Origin of the sequence: Nesterenkonia ebinurensis (assembly GCF_008711175.1) — a bacterium.
Classification (GTDB): Bacteria; Actinomycetota; Actinomycetes; order Actinomycetales; family Micrococcaceae; genus Nesterenkonia; species Nesterenkonia ebinurensis.
On the sequence record NZ_VWNF01000021.1, the window covers coordinates 244507 to 270853 of the forward strand.

A 26347-nucleotide genomic window follows, 5' to 3' on the forward strand; every position below is an offset into this window, starting at 1 on the left:
ACGTTACAACGCCCTAACTGATTCTGAGGCGCGAGCGCAGTGGCGCGCCGACTTTAAGGCCCGAAGGCCGGCATCGCCTTGTCGGCCGAGAGCGGCGGCGACAGGGGCTCTGACGTTGGGCCCCGTGCAGACACGGAGCGGCTATACGGGCTACGTCAGGGAGGCGCCACCAGCGGGACAAGCACTGACACATCGCCGAAATGCAGAGTTCTTTATGGTGATGACATACACACGGCCTAATATGGGGTGCGCGTGCACAGCGAAGTGCTCCAGCTGAACCCCCTGAAAGTCCTCGACCCAGCGAAGACCGTGAGGTAGCGATGCACCCGTTCGAGAACCCCTTCCGCCACAGCGCCGAGGCCAAGCGGCACGCACTGCGCCACTTCCGTGCCGTGCTCTTCGATATGGACGGGGTGGTCACCGATACCGCAAGCGTGCACTCCACCGCCTGGAAGGAACTGTTCGACGCCGCCCTGGCTGAGATTGCCGGTGCCTCTCAGCCGGAGTTCACCGAGGAGGACTACCTCAACTATGTGGATGGCCGGCCACGGGAGGAGGGTGTGCGCTCCATGCTGCGCGCCCGCGGACTGCATATACCGGAAGGTCAGCTGGGCGACGGCCCTGAGCAGCTGACCGTCTGCGGTCTGGCCGCCCGCAAACAGGGCTATTTCGAGTCTGTGCTGAACCGGGACGGCGTCGAAGTTTTTCACACCACCGTGGAGCTGATGGAGCAGCTGCGCACCGATGGGATCCTCACCGCTCTGGTGACCTCCTCCCGCAATGGCCGGGAGGTGCTGCGCCGGGCGGATCTGCTGGAGGCCTTCGACATCATTGTCGACGGCACTGATGCCCTGCAGCTGAACCTGCCGGGCAAACCGAACCCGGATATGTTCTTGCACGCCTCCACCCAGCTGGGCGTGGAGCCACAGGATGCGATCGTCATTGAAGATGCGGTCTCCGGGGTGCAGGCCGGGCGGGCCGGGGACTTCGGCATGGTGGTGGGCCTGAATCGTGGCGATGATCCGCGCCGGCTCAAGGAGGGAGGGGCCGATATAGTGGTCACCGACCTCTCGGTGGCCCGACTGCACACCCGCACTACCCGCCCTTATGACCCCAACTGGGTGCTCAGCTACGACTCCTTCGAGCCGCTCCAGGAGCCCACTCGTGAGGTGCTCTGCCATATGGCCAACGGCTACTGGGGCACCCGGGCCAACTATCCGGGCACCTCTGCGGATGCCACCCACTACCCGGGCAACTACATTGCCGGGGTGTTCAACCGGCTGAACACCGACATCATGGGCAAGACGGTGGAGACCGAGCATATGGTCAACATTCCGGACTGGACCTATGTGCAGATCACCCCGGAGGCCGGCAACCCGCTGCTGCCCGGCTCCCCGGAGCTGCTCGACTACTACCAGGAGCTGGATATGCGCCGCGGACTGGTCACCCGGGTGGCCCGCTACCAGGACCTGCACGGGCGGCGCACCAAGGTCACCTTCCGCCAGTTCCAGACCCTGGCCGGGGTGCACCTGGCGGCCATGGAGATCAAGATTGAGGCGGAGAACTGGTCGGGCAACATCAACGTCCGCTCGATGATCGAAGGCCGAGTGGCCAACCGGAATGTGGCCGCCGACCGTGAGCTGGCCGGCAACCACTTAGAGGCGTTGGACTCCCGGGAGGTGGACGGCGAGACCGTGCTGCTGGAGACCCAGACCAACCAGTCCAAGGTGCAGATCGCAGTGGCCACTCGCACCCGGGTGCTGACCAAGACCGCCCCGATGCGCCGTCCGGTGATGGAATCGGACCTGGTGGCCGGCCACGATATCTCACTGCACCTGGCAAAGGGGGAGCCGGTGCGCATCGAGAAGATCGCCGCGGCGTCGAACTCTCATGACCATGCCATCTCTACGGTGTGGCACAACGCGGTAAAGCGGGTGCAGCGGGCCACCGGGTTTCGGCAGATGCTCACCTACCACGAGGAGATGTGGGGCGCGCTCTGGCACCGGTTCGCCGTCTCTATCGGCTCCGGGCACTCCCGCCAGCAGCTGGCTCTGAACCTGCACACTTTCCACGTGCTGCAGACTGCCTTCGGCGCCCGGCGGGATCTGGACGCCTCGCTGCCGGCCCGCGGGCTCTCTGGGGAGGGCTACCGTGGGCACCTGTTCTGGGATGAGCTGTTCATGTACCCCATGCTGACCCTGCGCCGCCCGGAACTGACCCGCGGGATCCTGATGTACCGGTTCCGCCGACTGGGCGAGGCGCGGGCTACGGCGCGCACTGAGGGCTATGCCGGGGCCATGTTCCCCTGGCAGGCCGGTTCCGACGGGCGGGAGGAGACCCCCAGCGAGCTGTGGAACCCGCGCAGCCAGATGTGGATGCCGGATCATTCGCACCGGCAGCGGCACGTCTCCTTAGCGATCGCGTACTCGGTGCTGCAGTACTTTGAGGCCACCCAGGACTACACCTTCCTGTCTGACTACGGCGCGGAGATACTGGTAGAGATCAGCCGGTTCTTCGTGTCGATGACCCAGTACGACGCCGCGGCGGACAGATACCACATCGAGGGGGTGATGGGCCCGGATGAGTACCACGACGGCTACCCGGAGGCCCCTGGTTCTGGACTGAAGAACAATGCATACACCAATGTGCTGACCTCCTGGATGCTGCGGCACACCGCCCGGCTGGTGCGGGAGCTGGATTCCCGGGATGATCCGCTGAGCGAGTGGCTGGACATTTTCGAAGATGAGCTGGACCACTGGGAGCATATTTCGGCCCGGCTGCAGGTGCCTTTCCACGAAGACGGGATCATCAGCCAGTTCGAGGGCTACGAGGATCTGCTGGAGTTCGACTGGGAGGGCTATAAGACCAAGTACGGCAATATCGGCCGCCTGGATTTGATCCTGCAGGCCGAGGGCGATGCCACCAACCGATACAAGCTCTCCAAGCAGGCCGATGTGCTCATGCTCTGCTACCTGTTCAGCTCCGAGGAGCTGATCCAGACCCTGGCGCATATGGGCTATGAGCTCACTGATGAGGACTTCAGCCGCACCATCGAGTACTACCTGGCGCGGTCATCGCACGGGTCCACCCTCTCCCGGGTGGTGCACGGCTGGGTGGCGGCTCGCTATGACCGGGCGGGATCCTGGAACCTGTTCAAGGAGGCCCTGGAGGCTGATCTTTCGGACACCCAGGGCGGGACTACCCGTGAGGGCATCCACCTGGGCGCGATGGCTGGGACAGTGGACATGGTGCTGCGCTGCTACGGCGGGGTGGAGACCCGCGCGGATGCGCTGTGGCTGCACCCGCTGCTGCCCGATGAGGTGCCGGAGGTGACCTTCCGGATGCGCTACCGCAACCAGCCGATCCTGGTGCGGATCAACCACAACCACGTGACCCTGAACCTCTCGGAGGGTTCCGCGGAGCCGATCGATGTCAATGTGGAGGGCAAGCACAAGCTCATGGAGCCCGGCGAGGTGTGGACGGTGAGGCTGGAGCACCACGCCCGCGCCCACGAACGCCCCAAGGCTGCCAGTGCCGCCCGGCAGAACGTGGAAGCAGCCAACGACGACGCCCAGCCCCAGCTGGAGCCGAACACCACCCCCTCATCCTGAGGACCCCCAGGAGGAGGTCATCAGCCCTACGTCGAGGCGGGTGCAGAGGGCTTCTCGGGTCAGGCCGTGGGGTTGCTGGAGACGCAGGCCGTCGCTGGTGAGGTGAAAGGCACCGTGGTCGGTGTAGATGCGGGTGACGCACGCCAGGCCGGTGACCGGGTAGGTGAGCTCAGGGACGATCTTCGGGGTGCCGTCTTTGGCGAAGAGGCTCATCATCACCCAGGTCTCCTTGGCACCGATCGCTAAGTCCATCGCACCGCCCACGGCAGGGATCGCGTCAGGAGCGCTAGTGGACCAGTTCGCCAGATCCCCGGCAGCAGACACTTGGAAAGCTCCGAGAACGCAGACGTCCAGGTGCCCGCCACGCATCATCGCAAAAGAGTCCGCGTGGTGGAAGTAGCTGGCACCAGGAGTCTCGGTCACGGGATCTTGCCAGCGTTGATCAGATCCTCGTCGATCTCATCCACGGCAGCTGCCCGGCCCGTGCCGAGCATCCCGTTTTCGGTATGGATTGTGACGTCCTGCTCGGGAGTCAGATAGTCGGCGACCATGGTGGGCTGGCCGATGCCGAGGTTCACGTATGATCCCGGGGCAATATCCGCTGCGACCTTGGCAGCCAAGTCCTGCCGAGTCAGCTTCTCTACAGTCTGCGTAGTAATATTCATTGTCCGTTCCTTCCGGCAGGCACGACTGTGATTGTGTCTACATAGATTCCTGGTGTTACCACGGTCTCGGGGTCGATTTCGCCGGTCTCGACCAACTCATCCACCTGCACCACAGTGTGGTCGGCCGCCGCAGCCATGATCGGACCGAAGTTCCGTGACGTCTTCCGATAGACCAAATTCCCTGCGCGGTCTGCGCGCAAAGCCTTGATCAGCGCAACATCACCGTGCAGCGGATGCTCCAGTACGTAATTTCGGCCATTGATCTCCCAAGTTTTTTCCCTTCCGCTAGCTCGGTGCCGTAGCCGGTCGGAGTGAAGAACGCGCTGATGCCTGCACCAGCAGCCCGCAGCCGCTCCCCTAGATTGCCCTGGGGTACCAGCTCGAGTTCAATCTCTCCTGCACGATAAGCGGCGTCGAAGTGCCAGGAGTCAGACTGCCGAGGGAAGGAGCAGATGATCTTGGTCACCCGACGCTCCTTGATGAGCAACGCTAGACCGGCGTCCTGCTGGCCGGCGTTGTTGTTCACCACGGTCAGATCCGTAGCTCCAAAGTCCAGCAGCGCGTCGATGAGTTCCATCGGCTGACCGGCGTTGCCGAAGCCCCCCATCAAGACAGTCGCGCCGTCACTCACGGCCGCCACCGCGTCCTGTGGAGTCTCAACGGTCTCTGACATGGGGCAGCTCCTCTCAGTTGGTGTTCTCCAGCACGACGGCCAGGCCCTGGCCTACTCCGATGCAGAGGGTGCCACCCCCCATTGCACACCCGAGACCTCCATGCGGCGAGCAAGAGTTGCCAGCACTCGCGTTCCAGTCGCACCCAGGGGATGGCCGATGGCAATCGCGCCACCCCAGGCATTAACAATGCTCGGGTCGTGCTCAGTGCCAAATCCCCATGCGTCTAGGCAGACCAATGCCTGTGCTGCAAAAGCTTCATTGAGCTCTACGGCCCCCACATCGTGCCAGTTGATGCCTGCTCTAGACAATGCTCGAGTGGCAGCCTCAACAGGTGCGTAACCGAAGTATTGAGGTTCGTTGGCTGCGGCAGCCCACCCTGCAACTCGTGCTTGCGGATTGGTCCCCAGCACTTCAGATGCTCTTCCCGAGCCAATCCAGGCCGCAGAAGCTCCATCATTCAAAGGAGAAGCATTCCCGGCCGTCACCGTTGTACCGTCCTTACGCAAGGCCGTTCGCAGTTCTGCCAGCGTCTCGATTGTAGTATCGGGGCGGATTGTCTGGTCTCGATTTAGTTTCACACCGCCCAGCTTTACCGTTAGAGAGTCATAGTGGCCTTGGTCCCATGCCATAGTAGCCAGGCGGTGCGAGTTGACGGCGAATTCGTCCTGCCGATCTCGGGTAATCCGGTGCTTCTCGCGCAGTTGCTCAGTCGCCTGGACGAGTGACACGGTCCATTCTTTAGGCATGCGGCGATTTACCAACCTCCACCCCAAGGAACTGTCGACCAACTCCTCGTTACTCAATGGATAAGGCCGCTCAGGCTTCGGCAGCACCTATGGGGCGCGGGACATAGATTCGACGCCGCCAACCAATACCAAGTCAGTCTCTCCAAGCAGCACTTTTCTCACCCCTGCAATTGCCGCATCTAGAGACGAACCACAGAGTCTGTTGATGGTAGCGCCTGGCACTTTCACGGATCCCCCAGCCAGTAACCAGGCCATTCGAGCAACATTGCGGTTCTCTTCACCGGCCCCATTTGCGTTGCCAAAGATGACCTTGCCCACGACGTCTCCAGCTCTCACAAGACTCAAGCCCGGGGCACGCTCGATGAGCGTCGTGATCACGATAGTCGCCAGGTCATCCGGCCGGACCCCCGCCAACGCACCCGCAATCTTTCCAAATGGAGTACGCACCCCACCATATACGTATGCTTCGCGCACCACTTACAGATCACCAATCTGTCTTATCGAGACCAATCTTAATATTTAAAATCGCGACATATTACTAATATAAGGCTAGCAATCACTGCAGCTACTCCAGCAATATATTTTAGGTATCCTTTAATTATAAAACATAATGAAACTTCCGTAATTTTCTTTTGCAGTCCTTCACTACGGCCTAAGCAATCGTACTGTTCGCCCAACTGAGGGACACTCCGGCAATCCTTGGAGTAGTTCGAAAGATGTAACTGCGACCTCAGATCCAAGAACCAGTTTTACACAGGACTCAAATTTCTCCCATAGTTCATCGGTGGTCAGCCAAGATTCAGGTTTACCTTTTGCGACCTCGACTAACGCTTCATATCTTTCTAGGTTCGCATAAACAGTGACTGCTGCCCCCACTCACTATTGTGGCGCACCCTATCGTCAACCTGGATACGGACCTTCTCCATCAGTGCGGGCACCTCAGGTGCCTTCCACGCAGATCCATCAAACGCCGCCTGGTTCACCCTCCCTCGACTGAGAGCATGGGCGACACAAAATTCGAGGCTAAACTTGGCTTCCAACTCAGTTGTCGGGGATCGGTAAAGACGCGAACTCATAGTCTGTTGCGAGACTCCGATCGTTATCGCATCGATATCTGAAGTGGCAACCGTGTTCCGCAACTCTATAGCTGCATCGATGGCTGGGTGCGTCGCGCCACAAGATGGATATCGTTTAATGGCGAGCCCGAATTCGGTTTCGACCTCCCAGGGGTGGGTGGTGTCAAGTGGTGTTTGCAACTTCGGGGGTTTCAAGCTGCTGTGTGGAGGAATTGGGCCAGTCGGTTGGCCGGGGTGTGCAGATCTAGGGTCGGTCGGGGTCTGCGGTTGAGCGTGTCTTGGATGCGGCGCAGGTCGGTGGCGGTGTAGCCGGTGAGGTCGCTGCCTTTGGCGAACCAGTGTCGGAGTAGCTGGTTGGTGTTCTCGTTTGTTCCCCGTTGCCAGGGCGAGTGAGGATCGCAGAAGAATACTTGGGCATCCAGGGCGAGCTGGATCTTCTCGTAGCGGGCCAGCTCGCTACCGCGATCCCAGGTCACCGACCGCCGCAGATGTGCCGGCAGGTCTCGCATCGCGGTGATCATCGCCTGAGCGACCACATCCGCGTTGTATTTGCCGGGCAGGTGCAGCAGGATCGTGAACCGGCTGGCACGCTCGACCAAGGTGCCGATCGCCGAGTGGTTTCCGCCACCAATGATCAGGTCGCCTTCCCAGTGCCCGGGCACTGCCCGATCTGCGACCTCGGCCGGCCGCTGGCTGATCTTGAACGCTTCCTTGAACGGGCTGTTGCTCACTCTTGGGGCGGACTTAGAGACCCGGGAGCGGCGTTTCAGGGAGAGCCTCTGGTGCAGATCGGCTCGCAGGTTCCCGCGGGTCTGCACGTAGAGGGCTTGGTAGATCGTCTCGTGGCTCACCCTCATAGTCTGATCGTCGCCGAAGACGATCGGAAGCATTACCGAGATCAGCTTCGGCGACCAGCCCTCGTCCATCCATTCCTCGATCACTTGGCACAGGCGCGTGTTTTCGGCCAGAGTGAAAGGTTTCGGGCGGTGCCGGCGCTGATGGGTGCGGGTATGGGCGACGCGGGCGTAGTAGGCCCCGTCGGGACTGCTGTTACGGGCCACTTCGCGGTAGACCACGGACTTATCGCGTCCGATCTCGGCGCCGATCGCGGCATAAGACATGCCCTGGCGGCGGCCGAGCTGGATCACCATCCGATCCCCCAGGGTCAGCAGCCTGCCGCCAGGCATTCCGTCATCGGGTGCGGGGTCATCGATACCGCCGCCTTGGTGTCTACCGCGCCTGAGTCTCACCATCCCAGTGTGGGGCCACCATCCCTTCCCGGACCCCGCCGTTCCGCCGACAGCGACTGCCGCATCACCGAGAGTGGCGCCCTGGCAGACCATGTCGATGAACCGGTCACGAACATCCTGGGAAAACTTCACGCGCACAACGACTCACTCTCAGTAGAGCGTTGCAAACACCGTATGACACCACCGTGGCCACACGCGTCTAGCACCGTAAGATCTAGATTCCGCTTCCCCCGAAAGTCCCCAGGAATCCATATGAGTCCTCTAATGCTCCGATCGCGCCAGTGACCCCGCAACTCGCCAGCTGAGCTGCCATGACTCCAGTTCGCGCCGCCGCACCAGCGTGCAAGGGCTTCACCATTGTGCCAAAGTTCCCCCTGAGTCCAGAAGCGGCCGAAGCCGCGATCGCGATCGCTGCAATAGTCTGCTCCACGCCTAAGCCAAGAAACCGAGAGCTGGCTGCAACGGCTCCTAGACTTCCAAGAACACTCGTGGCGTGCCAGCCGTCTGCCCGAAGTTGGGGATTCAAAACCTCCTGATTCGGACCGCCGCTTCCACGGTAGCCTCTCGCTCTACAACAGTGAGATGGGCCGAGTTGGATACTACAGGCAGTGATCCGAACTCCTACACCACTGCTCGGTAAACTTCTGCCATAGATGGAAAGCCTGCTGGGCGTGGCTGATCAACAGCAGGTGAGGAGCAGAAGAAATCGTCACATGTCGGCCCTTAAGAACGTCAGCGATCAAACCCACTTTCTCCGGCGGGGTGGACTTGTCGCTGCCTCCGCTGACGCACAGCACGTCAAGCGCACATGCTGCTCGCCATCCTGTGAAATCGGCAAAATCACGCCACAGCGCGTCCCAGCATGCCGGATCCATCCGGGCGAGGGTCTGCTGCGCAGAAACTACAAAGTCGGTCTGACTTCTAATATCGTCCTCAGTGAACCACCGATGCAACGTCTCCTCCATCAGTGACTGCATCCCTTGCTCCGTGGCCACCGCTCGGTCCCGGAAAGTCTCATACCCCTGATCCGGCGAGCAGAACACCGTCAGGTTGGTCCAGCGTTCCGGAGCAGCCGCCGCGACGAGACCAGCGACGATTCCTCCCAGAGAAATGCCCAGTAGCCGGGGACGCTTGAGGGAAAACTGCTGAGCCATGTCCACCACGTCCTCAGCCATGTCAGCCAGCGACACCTGGTGCGGGGCAGCCTCAGACTCCCCATGGCCCCGAAGGTCAGGGGCGAGGACGAAATAGTCGGAAGCTGCGGCAATGACAGCAAATCTCTCTAAGGAGGTCGCATCTAACCCTGCTGAATGCAGTGCTATCACAGGAAGATTTCCCGGCTCACCCCAGGTGCAGACCCGGGTCTGCACCTGTCCGAGAGAAAGCGTCTCCCTTCTCACCCGCAGCGCCCTTCAGTGGCTGACGGCACGCCGATCACGCCACGCTCCCGCAAGCTTGTTATGCTCTGCTCATCAATTCCTACTTCTCGCAACAGAGCCTCGGAGTGCTCACCCAACTGCGGTGGGTAGGAGTAGCCCTGAGGCTCATATCCGCCAGACTCCATCAGCCGAACAGGATTGCCCACCACCTTTACAGATCGGCCCTGCGGGTCATCCAGCTGCACTACCATCTCCCGGCCGGCGATGCGCCCATCTTCAAGTGCTTCAGTCACCGTTTTGATCAGGCCGCAGGGAACACGCTCAGCCTCCAGTCGGTCGACCCAGGTCGCGGCGTCGCTCGTGGTGAATTCAGCTTCCAGAATCTCCCAGAGCTCAAGCTTGTTCCGAAGACGCTCCGCTGCCGAGAGGAACCGTGAATCGGTGATCAGGTCCTCGCGGCCCAACACTCGGCACAGACCTTCCCACATCCGGTCCGTGTTTGCCGTGATCACGAACTCCCGGCGGTCTCCGGCGCGGAAAGATCGGTATGTGGGGATCGAATCGTGGCCCGCGCCCTGACGGCCGGGAGTGACACCACTGAGCATGGCGTAGACCGCCTGGTAACTGGTCATCACCAGCTGACCGTCCAGCATCGAGACGTCGATGTGCGCGCCCTTCCCGGTGCGCAGTCTGCGAATATAGGATGCCAGACTTCCGAACGCTGCGAACATACCGGCGACCAGATCCCCGACCGGGATGCCCAGCCGAACGGCAGGGCGATCTTCATCCCGCTCTCCAGTCAAACTCATCACTCCGGAGAGCGCCTGGACGATCATGTCGTAGGCAGGCTTGTCCTTCCATGGTCCGGTCTGTCCGAAGCCGCTGATCGAAGCCCAAACAAGCTCTGGACGCTCGCGCCGAATCTCTTCGGGATCAAGACCCAGGCGCTGGCAGACTCCCGGCCGGAAATTCTCGATGACGATGTCAGCCGTCTCGATCAGCTTCCTGATGGCAGATAATCCCTCGGGGTCCTTGGCGTCGATAGCGATAGAACGTTTGGAGCGGTTATTGGCCAGATAGTATGCACTATCCTCGCCGACAAAATGCGGCGGAATGCTCCGACTCGAGTCGCCCTGCAGGGGCTCTACCTTGATCACATCCGCACCGGCATCGGCAAGCATCTGGGTACCGAAAGGCCCAGAGAGGAAGGTCGTCAGGTCGACGATGCGCACACCGTCGAGCAGTGCGCCCGGAGAACTGGGATTCATGCGTTCCTTTCGAAGATGTGGACAGTGCAGGCGCCGTGGTCCAAGCCGGCGATGCCTCCTCCAGTGACATGGGTCAGGGCCCGCCGGGCTCCTTCGACTTGGCGCGCGCCGGCACGGTCTTCCAAGTGCCACAAGGCTTCGACCACCTGGGCGACTCCACTGGCGCCCACTGGGTGTCCTTTGGACAGCAGGCCGCCGGAGGGATTGACCACCACATCCCCGCCGTAGGTGGTCCTGCCCTGACGCAGCCAAGAGACTGCTTCACCGTCGGGAGAGATCCCCAGCGCCTCGTAGTAGATGAGTTCAGCAATGCTGAAGGCGTCATGGAGCTCGATGACATCAATATCCTCGCTACCGCCGCCAGCCTGTTCATAGGCCTCCTGCGCCGAGGCTCGGGAGATCTCCGGGCGCAACATATTCCGGAACCCGGCTTCGAACTGCCCAGAGTGCAGCACCGAGGCCACAGTCCGCATTCCCTTCTGCCCTCGGCGTCGGCGAACACCCTCGGCCATGACGATCACCGCCGCTGCGCCGTCGCCGGTGGGGCAGCACTGCATCAGGGTCAAGGGGTCCGAGATGGGACGCGAATTGAGCACGTCCGCCTCGGTGACCTCCGACTGGAACTGCGCATAGGGGTTGGCTGCGCCATGGCGGCGTGCCTTGACGCTCACTGCGGCCAAATCTGACACAGTAGCTTTTCTCTCATGCAGAAAACGCTGCGCCCGCATGGCGTAGATGGCAGGCATCACCACACCGTTCTGCACCTCAGGGTCCTCCTGGACCAGCGGCAGGGTGCCTCCTCCGAACTGGGTGAGCTTGTCGACACCGATGGCGAGCGCAATCTCAGCTCTGCCCTCCTGCACTGCCTGCACTGCCAGGTGCACGGCAGTGGCTCCGCCGGAACAGGCGTTGTCCACATTAGTCACGGGGATGTGCCCGACCCCAAGCTCCTTCAGGATGCGCTGACCAGTGAGCATCCCACCGAAAGCGTGGCCGCAGAAGACGGCGTCGAGCTCTGACTTCTCGATTCCTGCGTCACGGAGTGCTCTCCGTACAGCCGGGACCGCCAGTCCCGAATACGAGGACTCGCGGTGCTTGCCCATGCGGATCATTGCACCACTGACCACAGAAGCAGCATTTCCGGTGGTAGTCGTCGTCATGACAGCTCACCTTCTTTCTCCACGAATGCCCATCCTGTGGGGCTCTGCTGGGTCGTGCGTACGGTGACCGGCAGATTACAGGCCAGTCGCTCATCCGTCACCAGCACCTGTGCGAAAACCCGCAGGTCAGGCAGCAGGTCGACATACCCGAGGGTGTACGGGGTCTCAAAGGCGGGGGAGATGTGAACGGTGGTCCAGGAATAAAGAGTCCCGTCCGCTGGAAGTTCAATGATTTCGATGTCGCTTGCATGGCATCGGTGACACACATAAGCGCGCGGGAAGCTGTGTGCTGCGCAGGCGCGGCAGCGTCCCCCTTGCAGCAGGCCTGAGCCTGTCAGCACCGCCGGCTGGCCCTCCCCTATGTCCGGCTCAGGCTCCAGTACCAATTCCGCATCAGACATTTGATGTCCTACCTTCTCTCTTCATGGTGCTGCCAGAATTTCGCCAGCACATCAGCTACTTCGGTCGGCTGCTCAACGAACGGCGTGTGCCCTGACTTCTCGAAGACTATCGGCGCCGAGGCACCCGTCCGCTCACTGATTCGTTCCATATCGGCAGGTGACTTTGCCGTGTCCTGCCTACCCGCCAGCAGCAGCAGGGGCGATCGGATGCTCAAGACCTCGGCCCACAGTTCCCGACGGCGGAAGACCTTCTCCGCAGCAGTGCCCACACCGGTATCCAAACTGGCAAAGTGTTCCAACCAGTAGTCTCGGGCAGCGTCGCCTTGGCGAAGAAACCAGTTGCCAAACATGGTGGCACCGATCTGCTCCACTATGGCCGCCGGCCCCTTGTCCCGCAGCTGTGCGACCAGTCCGTCGAACTTTTCTGGGCGCTGCTCGGCATCGGCAGTGGCGGCGGAAAGGGTACAGGTCCGGACCCGTTCCGGCTTAGTGGCTGCGACGATCATCGCCACATAAGCCCCCATTGAGGAGCCGACAAGGTGAACCGGTGCGGGCAAAGTGTCCAGAAGCCCGACGACGTCGCCTGCCAGTTCATCCACCGTTCCGGGCTCTTCCGCGCTTCGCGTGCCCTGACCGCGGTGGTCAGGGGCGAGCACCGTTCGTCCGGTGGCCTGGCTAAGCTGATCAAACATCTTCCCGTCGAAGAAGAGGGAGTGCAGACCAAGAACGGGGTACACGGATTCCTGCCTCACTCACGCGCCGGGCGCCAGAAAGTTCTCATCGTCGAGGCCGTGGATAAGGGCCACCAGAGCGCCTGCGTAGCTGTACTGCCGCAGACCCATGCACATGCCGGTGGCAGTGTGGGTGAAGCTGGAAGCGATCCGCCCACCTCCGAGGCCGCGGCTGGAGCCTGCAGAGGCCTGGATATTGGCAAAGTGGACCTCCACTACTGGGCGCCCAGTGTCCTCGAGTGCGTGCCGCACACCTTCGCCCTTGGTGGTCAGGCCGGCCGGATTGATGATGTAGCCGTCCACTCGGGCGCCGGATTCGTGAATGTACTCCAGAATCTCGCCTTCATGGTTCGAATCGAAGGTCTCGACCTCGGCGCCGAGCCTTTCGGCGTACTCTTTGACGTAGGTCTGAAGATCCTCCAGCGACTGGATGCTGCCGTAGACCTGTTTGCTTCGACGGCCCAGGCTGGACATATTAGGACCGTCGATGACGGCAATGCGGTGTTTCCTGCTGCTCTGACGAACGACATTGTGCTCTGGCATGATCTTCCTCCTGTAGTTCTGTTTCTTTAGGTGTAACGGAGCCCGGCGTCGACCAGCAAGGACTGGCCGGTGATGTAGCCGGCTTCATTCGATGCGAAGAATCTGACGGCGGAGAGGACATCTTCAGGAGTGCCTTTCCGCTTGATAGCGTGCTCCTTCAGCAGCTCCTTCCAGTTGTCGTCAGTGATGGTTTCGCGCGGGATTTCGGTCACAATGCCGTGCGGGCTGACGACGTTGGCGGTGACTTCGTAGTCACCGAGCTCGGTAGCCAGCGCCTTGTTGAACGCCTGAACGGCTCCCTTCGACGCCACGTAATGGGCGTAGTTGGCGCGTCCGGTGACCACCACACTGGATGAGATGTTGACGATGCGGCCGAAGCGCTGCTCCTTCATGTAGGGGGCTACCGCCTGGCACATCAGCAGCACACCGCGGGTGTTGACCGCGAAAACCTTCTCCCACTCATCCACACTGATCTCTTCGAACGGTTTCATCTTCAGCGAGGAGAAGATCGCGGCATTGTTAATGAGCACATGGACCGTTCCATAGTGCTCCACCGTCTGACTGACGAGCTTGGAAACACTACCTTGATCACTGACGTCTACGGGCAGCCCGATGGCTTCCTGGCCGGCGGACTGGATCTCAGCGGCGACCTTTTCGACGGCGACCTGGTTGATATCGGCAGCCACTACTTTGTCGCCCTGGGCGGCGAACTCATGGGCGTACTTGGCTCCGATGCCCTGACCGGCTCCTGTGACAATAACGACCCGACTGTTGGGTTCCACGGGTGTTGATCCTCTCCTTAAATGTATTAGGTGTTCACGCCTCTGTAATGTGCAGTCCGGCCATTCCGCCGTCCACAATGATGGTGCTGCCCACAGTGGAGCGCATAGTCGGATGGGCCAGGAACGCCACGGCCTGCGCTACTTCCCGGGGTGCGACCATGCGGCCTGTGGGCTGCCGCTCTTCAAACTGCCGGCGACACAGAGCAGGATCCTCGGCTCGCGCTGCCAGCTCGGACATGAAGGGGGTGTCCACCGTGCCGGGGTTCACGGCGTTGACCGTGATGCCCTCAGCGACCAGATCGGCCGCCATGGCCCGGGTCATTGATTCCACCGCACCTTTGGTGGCCGAGTACAGTACCCGCTGACGCAGACCCGAAGTGGCAGTGCAGGACGACATATTGACGATGGCCGGTGCACTAGCCTGGCGCAGCAGCGGAAGCGCAGCCCGGGTGGCCCGCACGAAGCCGAGCACATTGATATCCCAGAGCCAATGCCACTCCTCGTCAGTGCCGGTTTCCACTCCTCCCACGAAGCTGACTCCGGCGTTGTTCACCAGAAGGTCCAGCCCGCCAGAGATCTCCTGCACCTGTTGCAGCACAGCCTCCACCGAGCTTTGACTCCGGAGGTCACCATCGTGGTAATGCACGTCTTCCACGGCTTCCTCCGGCGCAGCGATGTCAAGAACGTGGACTTCTGCTGCCAAGTCTGCGAAAGTCTGGGCACAGGCGTGACCGATGCCCTTAGCACCTCCTGTAATCAGTACTCGTCTTCCCTTGAAACTATCCATGCTTGGTTTCCTCCTGATGGGGGGCGCCGAAGAACTCGCCGATGCGGCGCGAGGCGTCCTTCAAGGCGTTGAGAATTTCTGATGGCTCACCGTGTGGGGATCGTTCTTTCGGGTGGGTCAGGGTGATCGATCCGACCACCCCGCCAGGGCTGAAGACCGGCACTGCGACGCCGTGGGCGCCGGGAAGCTTCTCCCCCTTTGTCTCCACATAACCCTGGCTGCGAATCGCAGCCAGCTCACGCTTCAGAACAGCCGGGTCAGGCAGTGTCACTCCACTGGCTGAGTCACCAGCTGTGGCCTTCTGCCGCTCACTCTCATAGGCCTGATCTAACTCGTTCTCAGGCAGATACGCGGCGACGGACTTGCCGGATGCTCCCCAGAGCAAAGCTGTGGGTTTGTTGAGTTCGATCCGATACTGCAGTACGTGGTTTCCGTCTGCCCGACTCACGAACGACACAGATGAGGTGGCATGTGAGTAGAGGCCGAAGATGACGGTCTCGTCAAAGTGAGCAGCAAGCTCCTTGAGTATCGGGCGCACCATTCTTGGCAGATCTACTGTGGCCAACGTTCTCGCAGCAATACGGTAACCCTCGACCCCTACAGAGTACGCTTGTAGGTCACCTTCTTGTTTGACCATTCCCTCCTGCATCAACAATCCAAGCAGTCGGTGTGTCGTGGAGGGGGGAAGACCTGTCTTCTTGGCGACTGCCGATACACTCACAGGTCGCCCAGTATCCACTACCGCAGCTAATACACGAACTGCACGCGCAACCGTACCGGTGAGCTGTCCAGCGTTACCCGAGGTTACTGTTTCCTGTCCCATTCGCCTCATCTCATAAACGTTGTCAGGCCGGGGAAGACGTTCACGACGATGAGCACTGGCAACACTGCACAGACCAGGAGTTTCACAGTAGGGATCACCATCGTGTGGAACTTAGCGCCAGTTGCCGAAGCAGCGACAAAGAGGTTCGGGGCAAAAGGTGGTGTAGCCAAACCCATACCAAGGTTGAGAACCATGATCAGCCCGAAATGGATGGGGTCGATTCCCATAGCGTTCGTCAACGGTAACAGCAACGGTACCAGAATAACGATTGCAGTGTTCTCCTCTATGAACATTCCAACCACAAATAGCAGCAGATTCAACAAGATGAGAAGAACCCATGGGGATACTCCCCACTCCTGGATGATATTCGCTATCTGCTGAGGAATACCAGAGAGCACAACTGCCCTTGCAAAAGCGCCACCCATAGCAATTATCAAAAGGATGGGAGCGGTCATCAATAATCCATTCAGAATCGCATTTCCAACTCCTGTCAGCTTCATCTCTCGATAGATAAGGATTCCGATAAACAACCCATAGGCGCAGGCGATGGCGCCAGACTCTGTTGGCGTAAACATCCCAGAGTAAATACCGCCAAGGATAATTACTGGCATGATCAATGCTGGGACAGCTGAACCAATTCGCCTTGAAGTTGAGGCACGTTTCTCCGTTGCAATCTTCGCACCTAAATCATCAAGATCTTTGCCGCGGGCCCAGATGAAGTTGTAAATGATCACCGCTATGGCAACTAAAATGCCGACCACTGCTCCTGCCAGGAACATCTGAGCAATAGACACACCTGCTGCCACAGCGTAAACGATTATGGGAACGCTAGGTGGTATAAGTGTTCCAATAATTCCTGATACTGCCACCAGTGAACCAATATAAGCCTTAGGGTATCCGCGTTGGCTCATCTCGCCCGACATGATCCGTCCGATGGCTGAAACTGTCGCAACGGAAGAACCGGAGATTGATCCAAATAACCCACAAGCCCCTGTGACGGTCGCCCCTAGACCTCCTTTAACCCTCCCCAGAAACATGCTGACAAAATCAATGAGTCTCTTAGATACACCACCTTGCTGCATGATCGACCCAGCAAGCAGAAAGAAAGGAATCGCCAGGAAAGTAAAAGAGTCAAGAGTCCTAAACGCTACGGTAGGCACCTGTCCAGGATTTGTACCGGTAGATATAAAGTATATAAAGGCTCCGATCCCAAAGGCTACAGCAACGGAGACACCTAGAATAATGGAGAGCAGTACCGCTCCTGCTGCTACGGGCATTAGCGCTCAACTCCTTGGGACCCTGGAAAACCTGTTGTTGTTTTGTCGGCGTAGTCTCCAGGGCGAATAAAGGTCCTGATCAGCAAGCAAATACTGAAAATTCCGCCAAGTCCTGCACCTAATACCATCGTGGCAAATGGCCACGTGAGTGGGATCGAGAGTTCTACAGATGATTGGCCTGTCCGCTGGTAACTCTCCAGCGTGAGGAAAGTGAAATTTGAGAATGCTAGGTAGAACAGCCCTTCGATGATGAAGATCGTCCTGTGGAGCCACACCTGAGTCATTCCTTCGGGCAAGAAATCTGCGAGTGCTCCTACAGCGATCTGTAGTTTGGAGTTGATCAATACTGGTAAGGCCAGAAAAGTGGTTCCGACCATTAAGTACCGAGCAATCTCATCAGCTCCAGCCATTGTCGGGAAGGAGCCATACCGACCAGCGATCTGCACCAATGTGACCACAAGGATCATCCCAAACCCAACTGTCAGCACAACCCGCAGGAAGTGGTCCAGGATTCTGAGCACTTGGTCCAGAATCGGGACCGGCTTCCTAGCGATCTCGACTCCTCTCACGGCTAAGCATCCTCAGCAGCAGCATCTGCCTCTTGGCGCAGCTGTCCTAGCAGTTCTGCTCCAAAGGTATCTTCCTGGGCATCCCAGACCACGTCACGAATCGCGACAAATTCAGCCATCTGCTCTTCAGAGAGCTCGATGATCTCTAGTCCGTCTTCCTCTAGTTCTTCGAGTCGTTCGTCGACAGAGTCACGGACCTCCTGCGTCACTTCCAGTGAGATCTCATCGATAAGCTCAGAGAGCACCTCCCGATCCTCTTCGCCCAGTGATTCCCAAACTTCGGTATTACAGGAGACATTGCCCGTACCGTACCCGTGACGTGTCAGTGTGAGGTAGTCCTGAACTTCATGGAAAGCAGAATTATAAGTGAGAACGATGCCGTTGTCTTGGCCATCCACTGTGCCCTGCTGCAGTGCGGTATAGAGCTCAGGAAAGGGTATTGGAGTCGGGTCTGCGCCCCATTCTTCGAAGAGATCGATATACATGGGAAGACCAGGCACTCGGAAGCTGAGCCCCCGAAGATCCTCTGGACTCTCAATCGGGCGGATGCTGTTGGTCATCCCGCGGAAGTCGTTCTCATAGAAACCCAGCATGGTAATTCCGAGCTCATCGAGCACTTCACGCTCATTGGTTTGGATTACTCCCTCAGGACTGAAGAAGACCTCATCAGCTGCTTCGTAGGTCGTCACAATGTACGGCAGGAACGACAACTGTAAACGGTCGTCCAACCCAGAGGGCGCGACGGCAATGAAAGCACACTGGAGGTCGCCACTGGCCAGGCCCGCCCCCATCTCTTCATCGCCACCGAGCTGACCCCCAGGGTAGACAGTAAAGTTCACCCGGCCGTCCGTCACATCGGGAGCTCTTTCGGCTAGAGCAGTCGCCCCGCTGTGAACAGCTGAGGTTTCTGGAAAGGTATGGGCCAGATCGAGAGTCACACTCTCTGCTTCTTCCTCATCAGTGCCGAATGCACACCCCACTAGAGCTGTAACGGCCACTAATGCAACGCCCGGTGCAACAATGCGGCTCTTCCGCACGAGTGTCATCTTTGACTCCTTTGATTTTAGGAACTAATTGACAGTAATTCCGGTGATCGGAATGCTATTCCACTTCTAATGTGATGTTAGGCACTCCTACTGTGATTGTCAACACATTGGAAGCAACTCCTCGGGAATTGAGGCCGAGGAACCACTCACCCCCGCCCATCTGCTACTGACACAGTGGGTTCAAGAGTGTCTGCGTCGACTTCCTCACGCCACGCTTGGACCCCCGCCTGAAAAGCAACTACCCCAGCTTCCGGCAAGGCAATCTCAATAGCCTCGAGAATTTCCTGTGCCGAGCGCCCCAGGTCCAGGGCAACTCGAATATGGCTCCTAATCTGAGGTTTCGGCGCTCGCATCACAGTCAGGCTTACAATGAAGATCAACTCCTTGACCCCCCTGTCGAGCAGCCTTGGCTTCAGATAGGCAGCATGAACCACATTGTTTGCAGCCTTCATCACCTCAAAATCATTCTTTGCCATCACCTTGTGATAGTCCAGAACATAGCCCCGAGTCTCTGCCATACTGTCAATATATTTCTGGGATTCGTCGCTCATTTTATCCTTTCTATTTTATTTACAAATTTTGACAAATTGCTAGCTAGCAAACCTCGTCAGCGCCACTGACTTCGCTGCATTGACATGCTCACGGCTGCGACGCTCCGCCAACTCAGCATCATGGGCCTCAATCGCCTCGACCACCCCAGACAACTCCTCAAAGCTTCGCTGCACTCGCCCAGGCACTCCAAGGGTGTAAGAGCGAAGCAAAGCTATACGTGACTGGACATTTTCAAGCAGATCATCCAGAACTTCATTGTCACCAATATCTATAATCATCGAATAAAATTCATCTTTAACAGAGATCAATCCCTCCGTATCATCTGCATTTCCTTTGTTTCTAAACTCTTCTAAAAGACGATAGAGTTTCCTCACCTCAATTTCGGTGGCATGGTCCGCGGCCAGCCGTGCAGCCATTCCCTCGAGCGCAGCTCTCACGTCGTACAGAGCGCCCACATCATTCCGAGAAAGAACCGCGACCTTGGGGCCACTTCGCGAATCTAGCGTGATGAGTTTCTGCGTCTCTAGCTGCCGGAGCGCCTCACGCACGACAGTTCGCGACACTCCCAACTCCTCCTCCAACTGCTTCTCCACAAGACGCTGTCCCGGTGAGTAATTTCCACTAACTATTTGCTGCCTGATGAAGGAAGTCGCCTGAGAGCGAAGAGGGGCTGCCTCTCGCTGAAGTGCTGGAACCATGTCCTCAAACTTTCTATTCGATCATGTGATGCAGGCAACAGTATCCGACGGTATTATCGTATTGTCAACATACGAGATGATGATCATGCAAAGAGGAGACCATGGAACAGCTCGACTTTCAACGATGGATTACTTCAGCCAGCCAGGACAGCGAACTGAAGCGAACTGGAGCGCTATCCACATTCCAGTTAGAGCTTGTCCAAGATGTCGACAACTGGATCGCCATCAAGTGGGACAGGGGGAAGCTCATCAGTTTGAATGAACGCATTCCCTCTTGCTCAGGGACTGACGGTACGCATCTAAAACCACTAGATTTGATCGTGCTACGGGGAAACTCATCAACGTGGGCAGAGCTAGTCGATCCGTCTCCAAAGCCGCGCCGACATGACATTCTTTCGCTCACTAAACAGACGGACGGAATCGTCATCGAAAAAGGTCAGCAGGCCTTCATCCGGCACCTTCCTACTGTGAACCGCTTATTTCAACTGCTGCGTGACCACGATGAGCAAGTGCCTAAAAAAACGGCTTCACAGTCTTTCTCTAATAAGCCAGTCTTCGAAGAGGTAGTAGGGAGATACGTTCATTTCTCTTCGGGCGGGAAAGAGCACCGTATATATTTTGAAGACTCTTATCCCAATCGCCCCCATCTCCCCGTTCTTCTGGCTCTTCACACAGCTGGGGCGGACTCCCGCCAGTACAGGCACCTGTTGAACGATTCCGACATCACTAGTCAATTCAGAGTCATTGCCTTCGATCTCCCAGCACACGGGAAATCCTTACCTTCAACAAAGTGGTGGCAGGAGGAGTATCGCCTCACAACTGATGCTTATGCTTCTCTCGTCGAGGACTTTGCTGATACTTTGAGCCTGCAACGTCCAGTAGTGCTCGGATGTTCGATGGCTGGATCTCTAGTACTTGAGTTGGCGCGGCGACAGCCGCATCGGTGGAGAGGCGTGATTGGTCTCTCCGGCGCGCTCAAACTTCAAGGCAGATTTCAGGACTGGCCGCTCTCCCCCAGCATCAATGCTCAACAAGTGATCCATACCTGGACAGCAAGCCTCATGGCTCCCCACGGCCCGGAGGATGAGCACTACGAAACACGATGGATCTATAGCCAAGGGGGACCGGGTATCTATCGCGGGGATACGTACTTCTACTCCGAAGACTTCGATCTTCGGGGTAAAGCAGCGCAGATAGACACCTCGGTTTGCCCCGTTTATTTGCTTACAGGGGAGTATGACCATGCCTGCACTCCTTCTGACACTGATGCAGCACGGGAGGCAATAACAGGAGCTAGCGGCTATACGATGGAAAGAATTGGACATTTCCCTATGAGTGAAAACTACTCACTATTCCGGACTCATCTTCTGCCAGTTCTTCATGAGGTCATCGCCTCAAATAGCTGACAGGATGCTCAGTCATTCTCTTCTATAAAGAGCAGGCTTCATCGGAATCAGCATGGCCTTACTACATGACCTTCCCCTCCTTCGGGTCAAAAAGATCTCTTGGTGCCGGGTTGTCCGGTGACTGAGCGGACTCAGTTAGCTAGCAGCAGCCCAAACTTCCTGAGAACAGGCTTCACCCCGCAGGACGATAATCGCCCATACTCCAGCTCAGCTTCACTATGTAATCCCGGTAAGTAGGACACCCAAACGGTAGACTCGGATAATCGATAGCCGGATGGGCATCCGGGTTGAGTTTGCGTAGGGAAGAGGTGTCCTGTGGCGGAGCGGAAGCCGGAGTTTATTGAGGCGCTGTCGCGCGGGCTGAACGTCATCAAAGCCTTTTCTGCGGAATACCCCCAGCTGACGCTGAGTCAGGTGGCGCAGCGCACCGATCTGGCCCGCCCCACCGCGCGACGAATCCTCATGACGCTGGAAGAGCTCGGGTACATCCGTGCAGACAACGGGCACTTTGAGCTCACCCCGCGGGTCCTAGAGCTGGGCATGGCGTACGTCAGCTCCCTGGGCCTCTGGGACGTAGCCCGACCGCATCTGAAAGACCTGGTCTCCGCCACCAGCGAGTCCTCCTCCATGAGTCAGTTGGACGGGCCGGACATCGTCTACGTGACCCGCGTGGCTGTGCCCAAGCTCATCAGCCTGCGGGTAGACATCGGCACCAAGTTCCCCGCACCACCCACCTCGCAGGGCAAGGTGCTGCTCGCTGAGATGGAGCGGCGTGAGGTGCTCGAGCGGCTCTCCCAGCCCTCAGCCTCGCCAGTGATTCCCCTTATCCAGTGGGATCAGAAGAGCTTCTTCGAAGAACTCGATAAAGTCGCAGACCAGGGCTGGGCTCTTGCTGACGAGGAACTGGCCCGCGGTATCCGCTCGATCGCAGTCCCTGTCCGGGACTCCTCCGGCACCGTCCGCGCAGCCATGAACACCACGGTCCACGCCGCAGAAACACCGGTCAAGACCCTGGTGGAACACCACCTGCCCCGCCTCAAAGAGGCAGCAGCAGCCGTGGAAGCCGATTGGACACGCTGGCAGTCCCTGCCGGCCGAACCGCATCAGTCCGCAGGAGCTGACCGGGGCCGACCCCCGCTACCGCGGCAAACAACCGCAGGCCCCTAGTGCCTGCGAGACTTCAGGTGCGAAGGCCGCGGCCACCGCACGCGGCCGAGAGCCGAGCGCGACCTGCGCGCGCCGGAGCGATATTACAGCGCCACCGAGGGGTACTCTTTGCCCACCCAGGGGCTGAGCTTATCGGCCATCTCACGCTGGAAGGACAGGGGACCGGAGCGGGCGGTGTACTCCTGGTCGTAGAGGGCTATGAACAGGGTGAGGTTCAGGAAGAAGTGCGCCCCGTGCTCAAAGAGCCACACATAGTTGTGGGTGGCCAGGGCCTCGCGCTCCTCCTCGGTGAAGCTCAACCAGCTGGTCTTCTCCGAAGGGGTCAGCCACTGGCCGACCTCCTCCTCCCAACGGTCAATGGTGCCGCGTGGATCGGCTTTATAGGCCGCCACCCACTTGGGGTCGCTGTCCACCGTGTAGAGAAACTTGTTGACGTAGTACCTGCTCACCGTTCGCTCCCTTCCCCCACGGCCGACAGAGCGTCCGCGCCGGTCCCCTGCTCGCTCTCTTGCTTCTCCTCCCGGAACTGGTCCCACACGGCGTCGTTGGCATAGATGGGACCGGTGCTGGCATCGGAGACCTCCGCAGCAGCCGTCGCGGCCTCCGCCTGCTTCTGGTTCTTATACGGATACCAGGTGATGTACATCTCCCGAGTGTGGAACAGGTCCAGTTGATCCACATAGTCGGCATGCTCGCCCTCCCCGGCAATTCCCATCATCAGCAGCAGATCCATAAACCCGTGAGTGGCGTTGCCCACCCCGGACATGGACTCATGAGTGACGTTGGCCAAAATCGCCTCGGCGTTGCCGGTGGAGAGCCACTCAATGGCATCGGCGTCGAAGAGCGGATCGGGTCCGTGCTCACCGAACTGCCGGGGACCGCCGAGTTCCAGGGAGAGGTGCCCGGTGCCGATGGCCACCACCTTCTTCTCCGTGGGATAGGAGTCGATCACACGACGGATGGCTCGGCCCAGCTCATAGAACCGCTTAGGGCTGGGCAGCGGGGGCACAAAGATATTCGTGTAGATAGGCACCACCGGCAGATCCGCCTCAGGACGGACGGTGATGATCGGGCAGATGATCGAGTGGTCGATCTTCAGCTCATGGCTCACCGCCAAGTCGAACTCCTGGTTCATCAGCTCCTGGTGCATGTACCGGGAGAAGTCCACGTCCCCCTGCAGCAGGAACTTGGGAATGCCGAACTCACGCTCCTCGTTGTAGAAGGTCGCATCGTACTGCTCGGCCTGGCCGATCAGGAACTGAGGGTAGTTGTCCAGCCACAGCTGGTGGAAGTGGTCGGCGCCGACCATCACCAGGATGTCCGGGTCGGCCGCAATAAGCGTCTCGCGATAGGCCTCCACCTTGCGCTGCCAGTCACCGGCATAAGGCGGGCGCTCATCCGGCGGCGAGGTAGTGGCCTTGTAATAGAAGGGATGGTGGGTGCTGGCCAGCACCGCGGTGAGTTCGGCCATGCTCTAGTCCTCCTGCTGATCTTCAATCGGAATGAACTCGGCATTCCGGTCCACATGCATATAGATATCGTTCGCCACCGGGTTTCGGCGCTCCTCCGCAATCTGACCCAGCAACCCCGCGGTGCGAGCCAACAGAGCGAAGCCGCGCAGGAAATCCACCGGCAGCCCCAAGTCGGCGAGCGCAGCCCCGCAGACTCCAGCACCGTTGAGCGGGAGCTTGCGCCCCAGCACCTCCTCGCTGACCCGGCCGATGGCCTCGAACAGCTTCAGGTGCGGACCGCGGGTCCCGCCCTCCTCAGCGATCTGGATCAGCCTCGGGGTGCGCGGATCCCCCTTCTTATGCACCGGATGCCCGAGTCCGGGGACGATCTTCTTGGCCGCACGTGCCTCAGTGATGGCGGTGCGGGCCAGCTCGTCGAACTCAGCATCGCTTCGCTGGTACCACTCACTCGTCTCGGAAGACCTGGCACCAGTGCCGGTCTTCTCTCGGCTCAATCGGGTATCCGTGGTGGGTGGGACGGCGTCGTTATTCTCCAATACCTGGTGCAGGAACTTGCCGGTGTCCTCGGTGACCCCCAGGAACCGCGAGCCTCCGCCGAGCAGCCCTGAGGCGATGGCCCCCTGAATGGACTCAGGCGCGGAGAGATAGGTCAGCCGGGCGGCAATCGCGGTGGGGGTGAAACCGTGGTCGGCCAGGGCCACCAGCACCGCCTCGAAGGTGCGCAGCTCCCCGGGAGTGGGGCGCCGGGTGGCGGTCATCCAGAAGGCCAGCTCGGCGAACCCGACCTTGCCCATCAGGTCCTCGGAGACCGAGAGACCCATCAGGCTGATCTCCTCCACGGTGGAGGTTCCCAGTGAGGTGGGGTAGGAGGGGTTGGCGGGGTCTGTCATGAGGCATTCTCCTTCCGGACGGCCAGCCACTGTTTGACTTCCTCGGTGTGCTCGCCGAGAGCTGGCGGCGGCAGCTCATAGCGGGGTTCGAAGGAGCCGACGACGCCGCTGAAGCTCAACGGGTGCCGCACACCGGGAACTGCCTGCTCGCCACCGCCCACCTGGACCACCGGGTTCAGGCCGAGAGCCTGAGCGTACTCCACGCCCTGTTTAATGGTGTTGATGGGCCCGCAGGGCACTCCGACAACGTTGAGCTCCTCGAAGAGCTCAGCTGCGGTTTTCTTGGACAATGCCTCGACCAAGATGGGCTGCAGTTCCTCGCGGCGGTCGGTGCGGTCGCCCACATCGGCGAACCGGGGGTCCTCGGCAATCTCCGGGATGCCCAGCACGTCGCAGAACCGGGCGAACTGGGTGTTGTTGCCGCAGGCGATAATCACATCGTCGTCAGCGGTGGGCATCGCCTCGTAGGGGTAGAGGGAGGGGTGGGCGTTGCCCATCCGCATGGGGGTGACCCCGCCGCCCACATAGGCGTGTGTCTGGTTGACCAGCCCGGACATGGCTGAGGCCATCAGACTGGCCTCGACGTGGGTGCCCTCGTTGGTGTGGTCACGGCGACGCAGTGCGGCCAGGATGCCGATGGTGGAGTGCAGGCCGGCCATGACGTCGAACACGCTGATGCCGGCCCGATAGGGCGGCCCCTCAGGGTCCCCGGTGAGGCTCATCAGCCCGGACATCGCTTGGACAATGAGGTCGTAGCCGGGATACTTGGCACCCTTGCCCTGCGTGCCGAACCCGGTGATCGAGGAGTAGATGACGGTGGGGTTCTCTGCGGCGATGGTGTCATAGCCCAGGCCGAACTTGGCCAGCCCGCCAGGCTTGAAGTTCTCGATGATCACATCGGCGCTCTTGGCCAGCTCCTGCGCGGTCTTCAGATCCTCGGGGTCTTTGAAGTCCAGCACCACTGACTTCTTGTTCCGGTTGATGGCCGCGTAGTAGGTGGAGACCCCGTCCGGACGGCGCGGCGGCACCCAGCTGCGAGTGTCGTCCCCACCGGGACCTTCCACTTTGATGACCTCAGCGCCGAGGTCAGCCAGCAGCATGGTGGCATAGGGCCCAGCGAGCACCCGGGAGAAGTCAGCGATCACGATGCCTTCCAGCGGAAGTGCTGCGGCGGCTGGTTCCCTGTGGTCCGGGTCCTGCACAGATTCGTGAGCATCCGAGTGGGCCACGTCAGGGTCGTGCTTCTGGGGGTTCATACGTGATCTCCTCTCAGGAGAGTTGACCGCTGATCGGACTATTGTCCGCACTTGCTTGTGAGTAGCTTCACATCATCGCAAGCCTCGTGTCAAGGCGCGTCACTACGCAGAATTCACC

General features: G+C 59.6%; 24 protein-coding genes and 3 pseudogenes. 3 read left to right on the plus strand and 24 right to left on the minus strand.

Translation table 11 applies throughout. The annotated features are described in order from the left end of the window. The first annotated feature begins 320 nt into the window (after nucleotides 1-320). Complete coding sequence (locus tag F0311_RS08700; RefSeq protein ID WP_150461538.1) at nucleotides 321-3611, plus strand: beta-phosphoglucomutase family hydrolase; 3291 nt, start codon at nucleotides 321-323, stop codon at nucleotides 3609-3611. Here F0311_RS08700 and F0311_RS08705 read toward each other — a convergent pair. The 20 genes and pseudogenes from F0311_RS08705 to F0311_RS08800 all read right to left on the minus strand — a co-directional run bounded on the left by F0311_RS08705 (nucleotide 3603) and on the right by F0311_RS08800 (nucleotide 20038). After that, nucleotides 3603-4276, minus strand: a pseudogene (locus F0311_RS08705) (3-oxoacid CoA-transferase subunit B). The gene F0311_RS08700 and the pseudogene F0311_RS08705 sit on opposite strands and share 9 nt — an antisense overlap. Beyond that, nucleotides 4273-4949, minus strand: a pseudogene (locus F0311_RS08710) (3-oxoacid CoA-transferase subunit A). The pseudogenes F0311_RS08705 and F0311_RS08710 overlap by 4 nt, the downstream one beginning before the upstream one ends. 13 nt (nucleotides 4950-4962) lie before the next feature. Next, a pseudogene (locus F0311_RS08715) lies at nucleotides 4963-6170 on the minus strand (thiolase family protein). Nucleotides 6171-6538: 368 nt separating this feature from the next. Then, nucleotides 6539-6967, minus strand: a complete 429-nt coding sequence (locus tag F0311_RS19025; RefSeq protein WP_191089833.1) for an MmgE/PrpD family protein — start codon at nucleotides 6965-6967, stop codon at nucleotides 6539-6541. After that, entirely contained in the window at nucleotides 6964-8115 is a 1152-nt protein-coding gene (locus tag F0311_RS08725) for an IS30 family transposase (RefSeq protein WP_150461670.1), read from the minus strand. The genes F0311_RS19025 and F0311_RS08725 overlap by 4 nt, the downstream gene beginning before the upstream one ends. Nucleotides 8116-8236: 121 nt before the next feature. Next, on the minus strand, nucleotides 8237-8548 hold the full coding sequence (locus F0311_RS19030; protein ID WP_223881228.1) for an MmgE/PrpD family protein: 312 nt from the start codon (nucleotides 8546-8548) through the stop codon (nucleotides 8237-8239). A gap of 73 nt (nucleotides 8549-8621) precedes the next feature. Next, the gene (locus tag F0311_RS08735; RefSeq protein WP_317982585.1) at nucleotides 8622-9422 is read right to left on the minus strand and encodes an alpha/beta fold hydrolase; all 801 of its coding nucleotides are present in this window, start codon (nucleotides 9420-9422) and stop codon (nucleotides 8622-8624) included. Then, on the minus strand, nucleotides 9419-10669 hold the full coding sequence (locus F0311_RS08740) for a CaiB/BaiF CoA transferase family protein (protein ID WP_150461540.1): 1251 nt from the start codon (nucleotides 10667-10669) through the stop codon (nucleotides 9419-9421). The genes F0311_RS08735 and F0311_RS08740 overlap by 4 nt, the downstream gene beginning before the upstream one ends. Beyond that, a complete protein-coding gene (locus F0311_RS08745) occupies nucleotides 10666-11829 on the minus strand; it encodes a thiolase family protein (protein WP_150461541.1) in 1164 nt (387 codons plus the stop codon). The genes F0311_RS08740 and F0311_RS08745 overlap by 4 nt, the downstream gene beginning before the upstream one ends. Next, complete coding sequence (locus F0311_RS08750) at nucleotides 11826-12230, minus strand: Zn-ribbon domain-containing OB-fold protein (RefSeq protein ID WP_150461542.1); 405 nt, start codon at nucleotides 12228-12230, stop codon at nucleotides 11826-11828. Before F0311_RS08750 ends, F0311_RS08745 begins: the two co-directional genes overlap by 4 nt. Nucleotides 12231-12238: 8 nt before the next feature. Continuing rightward, nucleotides 12239-12967, minus strand: coding sequence for an alpha/beta fold hydrolase (locus F0311_RS08755; RefSeq protein WP_150461543.1), 729 nt, complete (start codon nucleotides 12965-12967; stop codon nucleotides 12239-12241). 15 nt (nucleotides 12968-12982) lie between these two features. Further along, the gene (locus tag F0311_RS08760) at nucleotides 12983-13504 is read right to left on the minus strand and encodes a type II 3-dehydroquinate dehydratase (RefSeq protein WP_150461544.1); all 522 of its coding nucleotides are present in this window, start codon (nucleotides 13502-13504) and stop codon (nucleotides 12983-12985) included. Between the two features lie 26 nt (nucleotides 13505-13530). Further along, entirely contained in the window at nucleotides 13531-14286 is a 756-nt protein-coding gene (locus tag F0311_RS08765; RefSeq protein ID WP_150461545.1) for an SDR family NAD(P)-dependent oxidoreductase, read from the minus strand. 34 nt (nucleotides 14287-14320) lie between these two features. Beyond that, on the minus strand, nucleotides 14321-15073 hold the full coding sequence (locus tag F0311_RS08770; RefSeq protein ID WP_150461546.1) for an SDR family NAD(P)-dependent oxidoreductase: 753 nt from the start codon (nucleotides 15071-15073) through the stop codon (nucleotides 14321-14323). Continuing rightward, nucleotides 15066-15905 carry an IclR family transcriptional regulator gene (locus tag F0311_RS08775; RefSeq protein ID WP_150461547.1) on the minus strand — a complete coding sequence of 280 codons (840 nt, stop codon included), beginning with the start codon at nucleotides 15903-15905 and terminating at the stop codon, nucleotides 15066-15068. The genes F0311_RS08770 and F0311_RS08775 overlap by 8 nt, the downstream gene beginning before the upstream one ends. Then, a complete protein-coding gene (locus tag F0311_RS08780) occupies nucleotides 15902-17173 on the minus strand; it encodes a TRAP transporter large permease (protein WP_150461548.1) in 1272 nt (423 codons plus the stop codon). Before F0311_RS08780 ends, F0311_RS08775 begins: the two co-directional genes overlap by 4 nt. After that, entirely contained in the window at nucleotides 17173-17742 is a 570-nt protein-coding gene (locus F0311_RS08785; protein ID WP_150461549.1) for a TRAP transporter small permease, read from the minus strand. Before F0311_RS08785 ends, F0311_RS08780 begins: the two co-directional genes overlap by 1 nt. Nucleotides 17743-17744: 2 nt before the next feature. Further along, the gene (locus F0311_RS08790) at nucleotides 17745-18788 is read right to left on the minus strand and encodes a TRAP transporter substrate-binding protein (RefSeq protein ID WP_150461550.1); all 1044 of its coding nucleotides are present in this window, start codon (nucleotides 18786-18788) and stop codon (nucleotides 17745-17747) included. Between the two features lie 146 nt (nucleotides 18789-18934). Next, entirely contained in the window at nucleotides 18935-19339 is a 405-nt protein-coding gene (locus F0311_RS08795) for a carboxymuconolactone decarboxylase family protein (protein WP_150461551.1), read from the minus strand. A 39-nt stretch (nucleotides 19340-19378) separates the two neighbouring features. Beyond that, a complete protein-coding gene (locus tag F0311_RS08800; RefSeq protein WP_150461552.1) occupies nucleotides 19379-20038 on the minus strand; it encodes a GntR family transcriptional regulator in 660 nt (219 codons plus the stop codon). 101 nt (nucleotides 20039-20139) lie between these two features. On the opposite strand from F0311_RS08800, the gene F0311_RS08805 reads away from it, so the two are divergent. Next, nucleotides 20140-21444, plus strand: a complete 1305-nt coding sequence (locus tag F0311_RS08805) for an alpha/beta fold hydrolase (RefSeq protein WP_150461553.1) — start codon at nucleotides 20140-20142, stop codon at nucleotides 21442-21444. Between the two features lie 315 nt (nucleotides 21445-21759). Continuing rightward, complete coding sequence (locus tag F0311_RS08810) at nucleotides 21760-22611, plus strand: IclR family transcriptional regulator domain-containing protein (RefSeq protein ID WP_150461554.1); 852 nt, start codon at nucleotides 21760-21762, stop codon at nucleotides 22609-22611. Between the two features lie 83 nt (nucleotides 22612-22694). On the opposite strand, the gene F0311_RS08815 is transcribed toward F0311_RS08810, so the two are convergent. From F0311_RS08815 to F0311_RS08830, 4 genes are read right to left on the minus strand one after another with little or no spacing between them, the layout of a single operon-like run. Continuing rightward, nucleotides 22695-23060 carry a hypothetical protein gene (locus tag F0311_RS08815; RefSeq protein WP_150461555.1) on the minus strand — a complete coding sequence of 122 codons (366 nt, stop codon included), beginning with the start codon at nucleotides 23058-23060 and terminating at the stop codon, nucleotides 22695-22697. Then, nucleotides 23057-24082, minus strand: coding sequence for a DODA-type extradiol aromatic ring-opening family dioxygenase (locus F0311_RS08820; RefSeq protein ID WP_150461556.1), 1026 nt, complete (start codon nucleotides 24080-24082; stop codon nucleotides 23057-23059). Before F0311_RS08820 ends, F0311_RS08815 begins: the two co-directional genes overlap by 4 nt. Before the next feature lie 3 nt (nucleotides 24083-24085). Then, on the minus strand, nucleotides 24086-24973 hold the full coding sequence (locus F0311_RS08825; protein WP_150461557.1) for a citryl-CoA lyase: 888 nt from the start codon (nucleotides 24971-24973) through the stop codon (nucleotides 24086-24088). Further along, a complete protein-coding gene (locus F0311_RS08830; protein ID WP_150461558.1) occupies nucleotides 24970-26229 on the minus strand; it encodes a CaiB/BaiF CoA transferase family protein in 1260 nt (419 codons plus the stop codon). Before F0311_RS08830 ends, F0311_RS08825 begins: the two co-directional genes overlap by 4 nt. Nucleotides 26230-26347 lie beyond the last annotated feature (118 nt).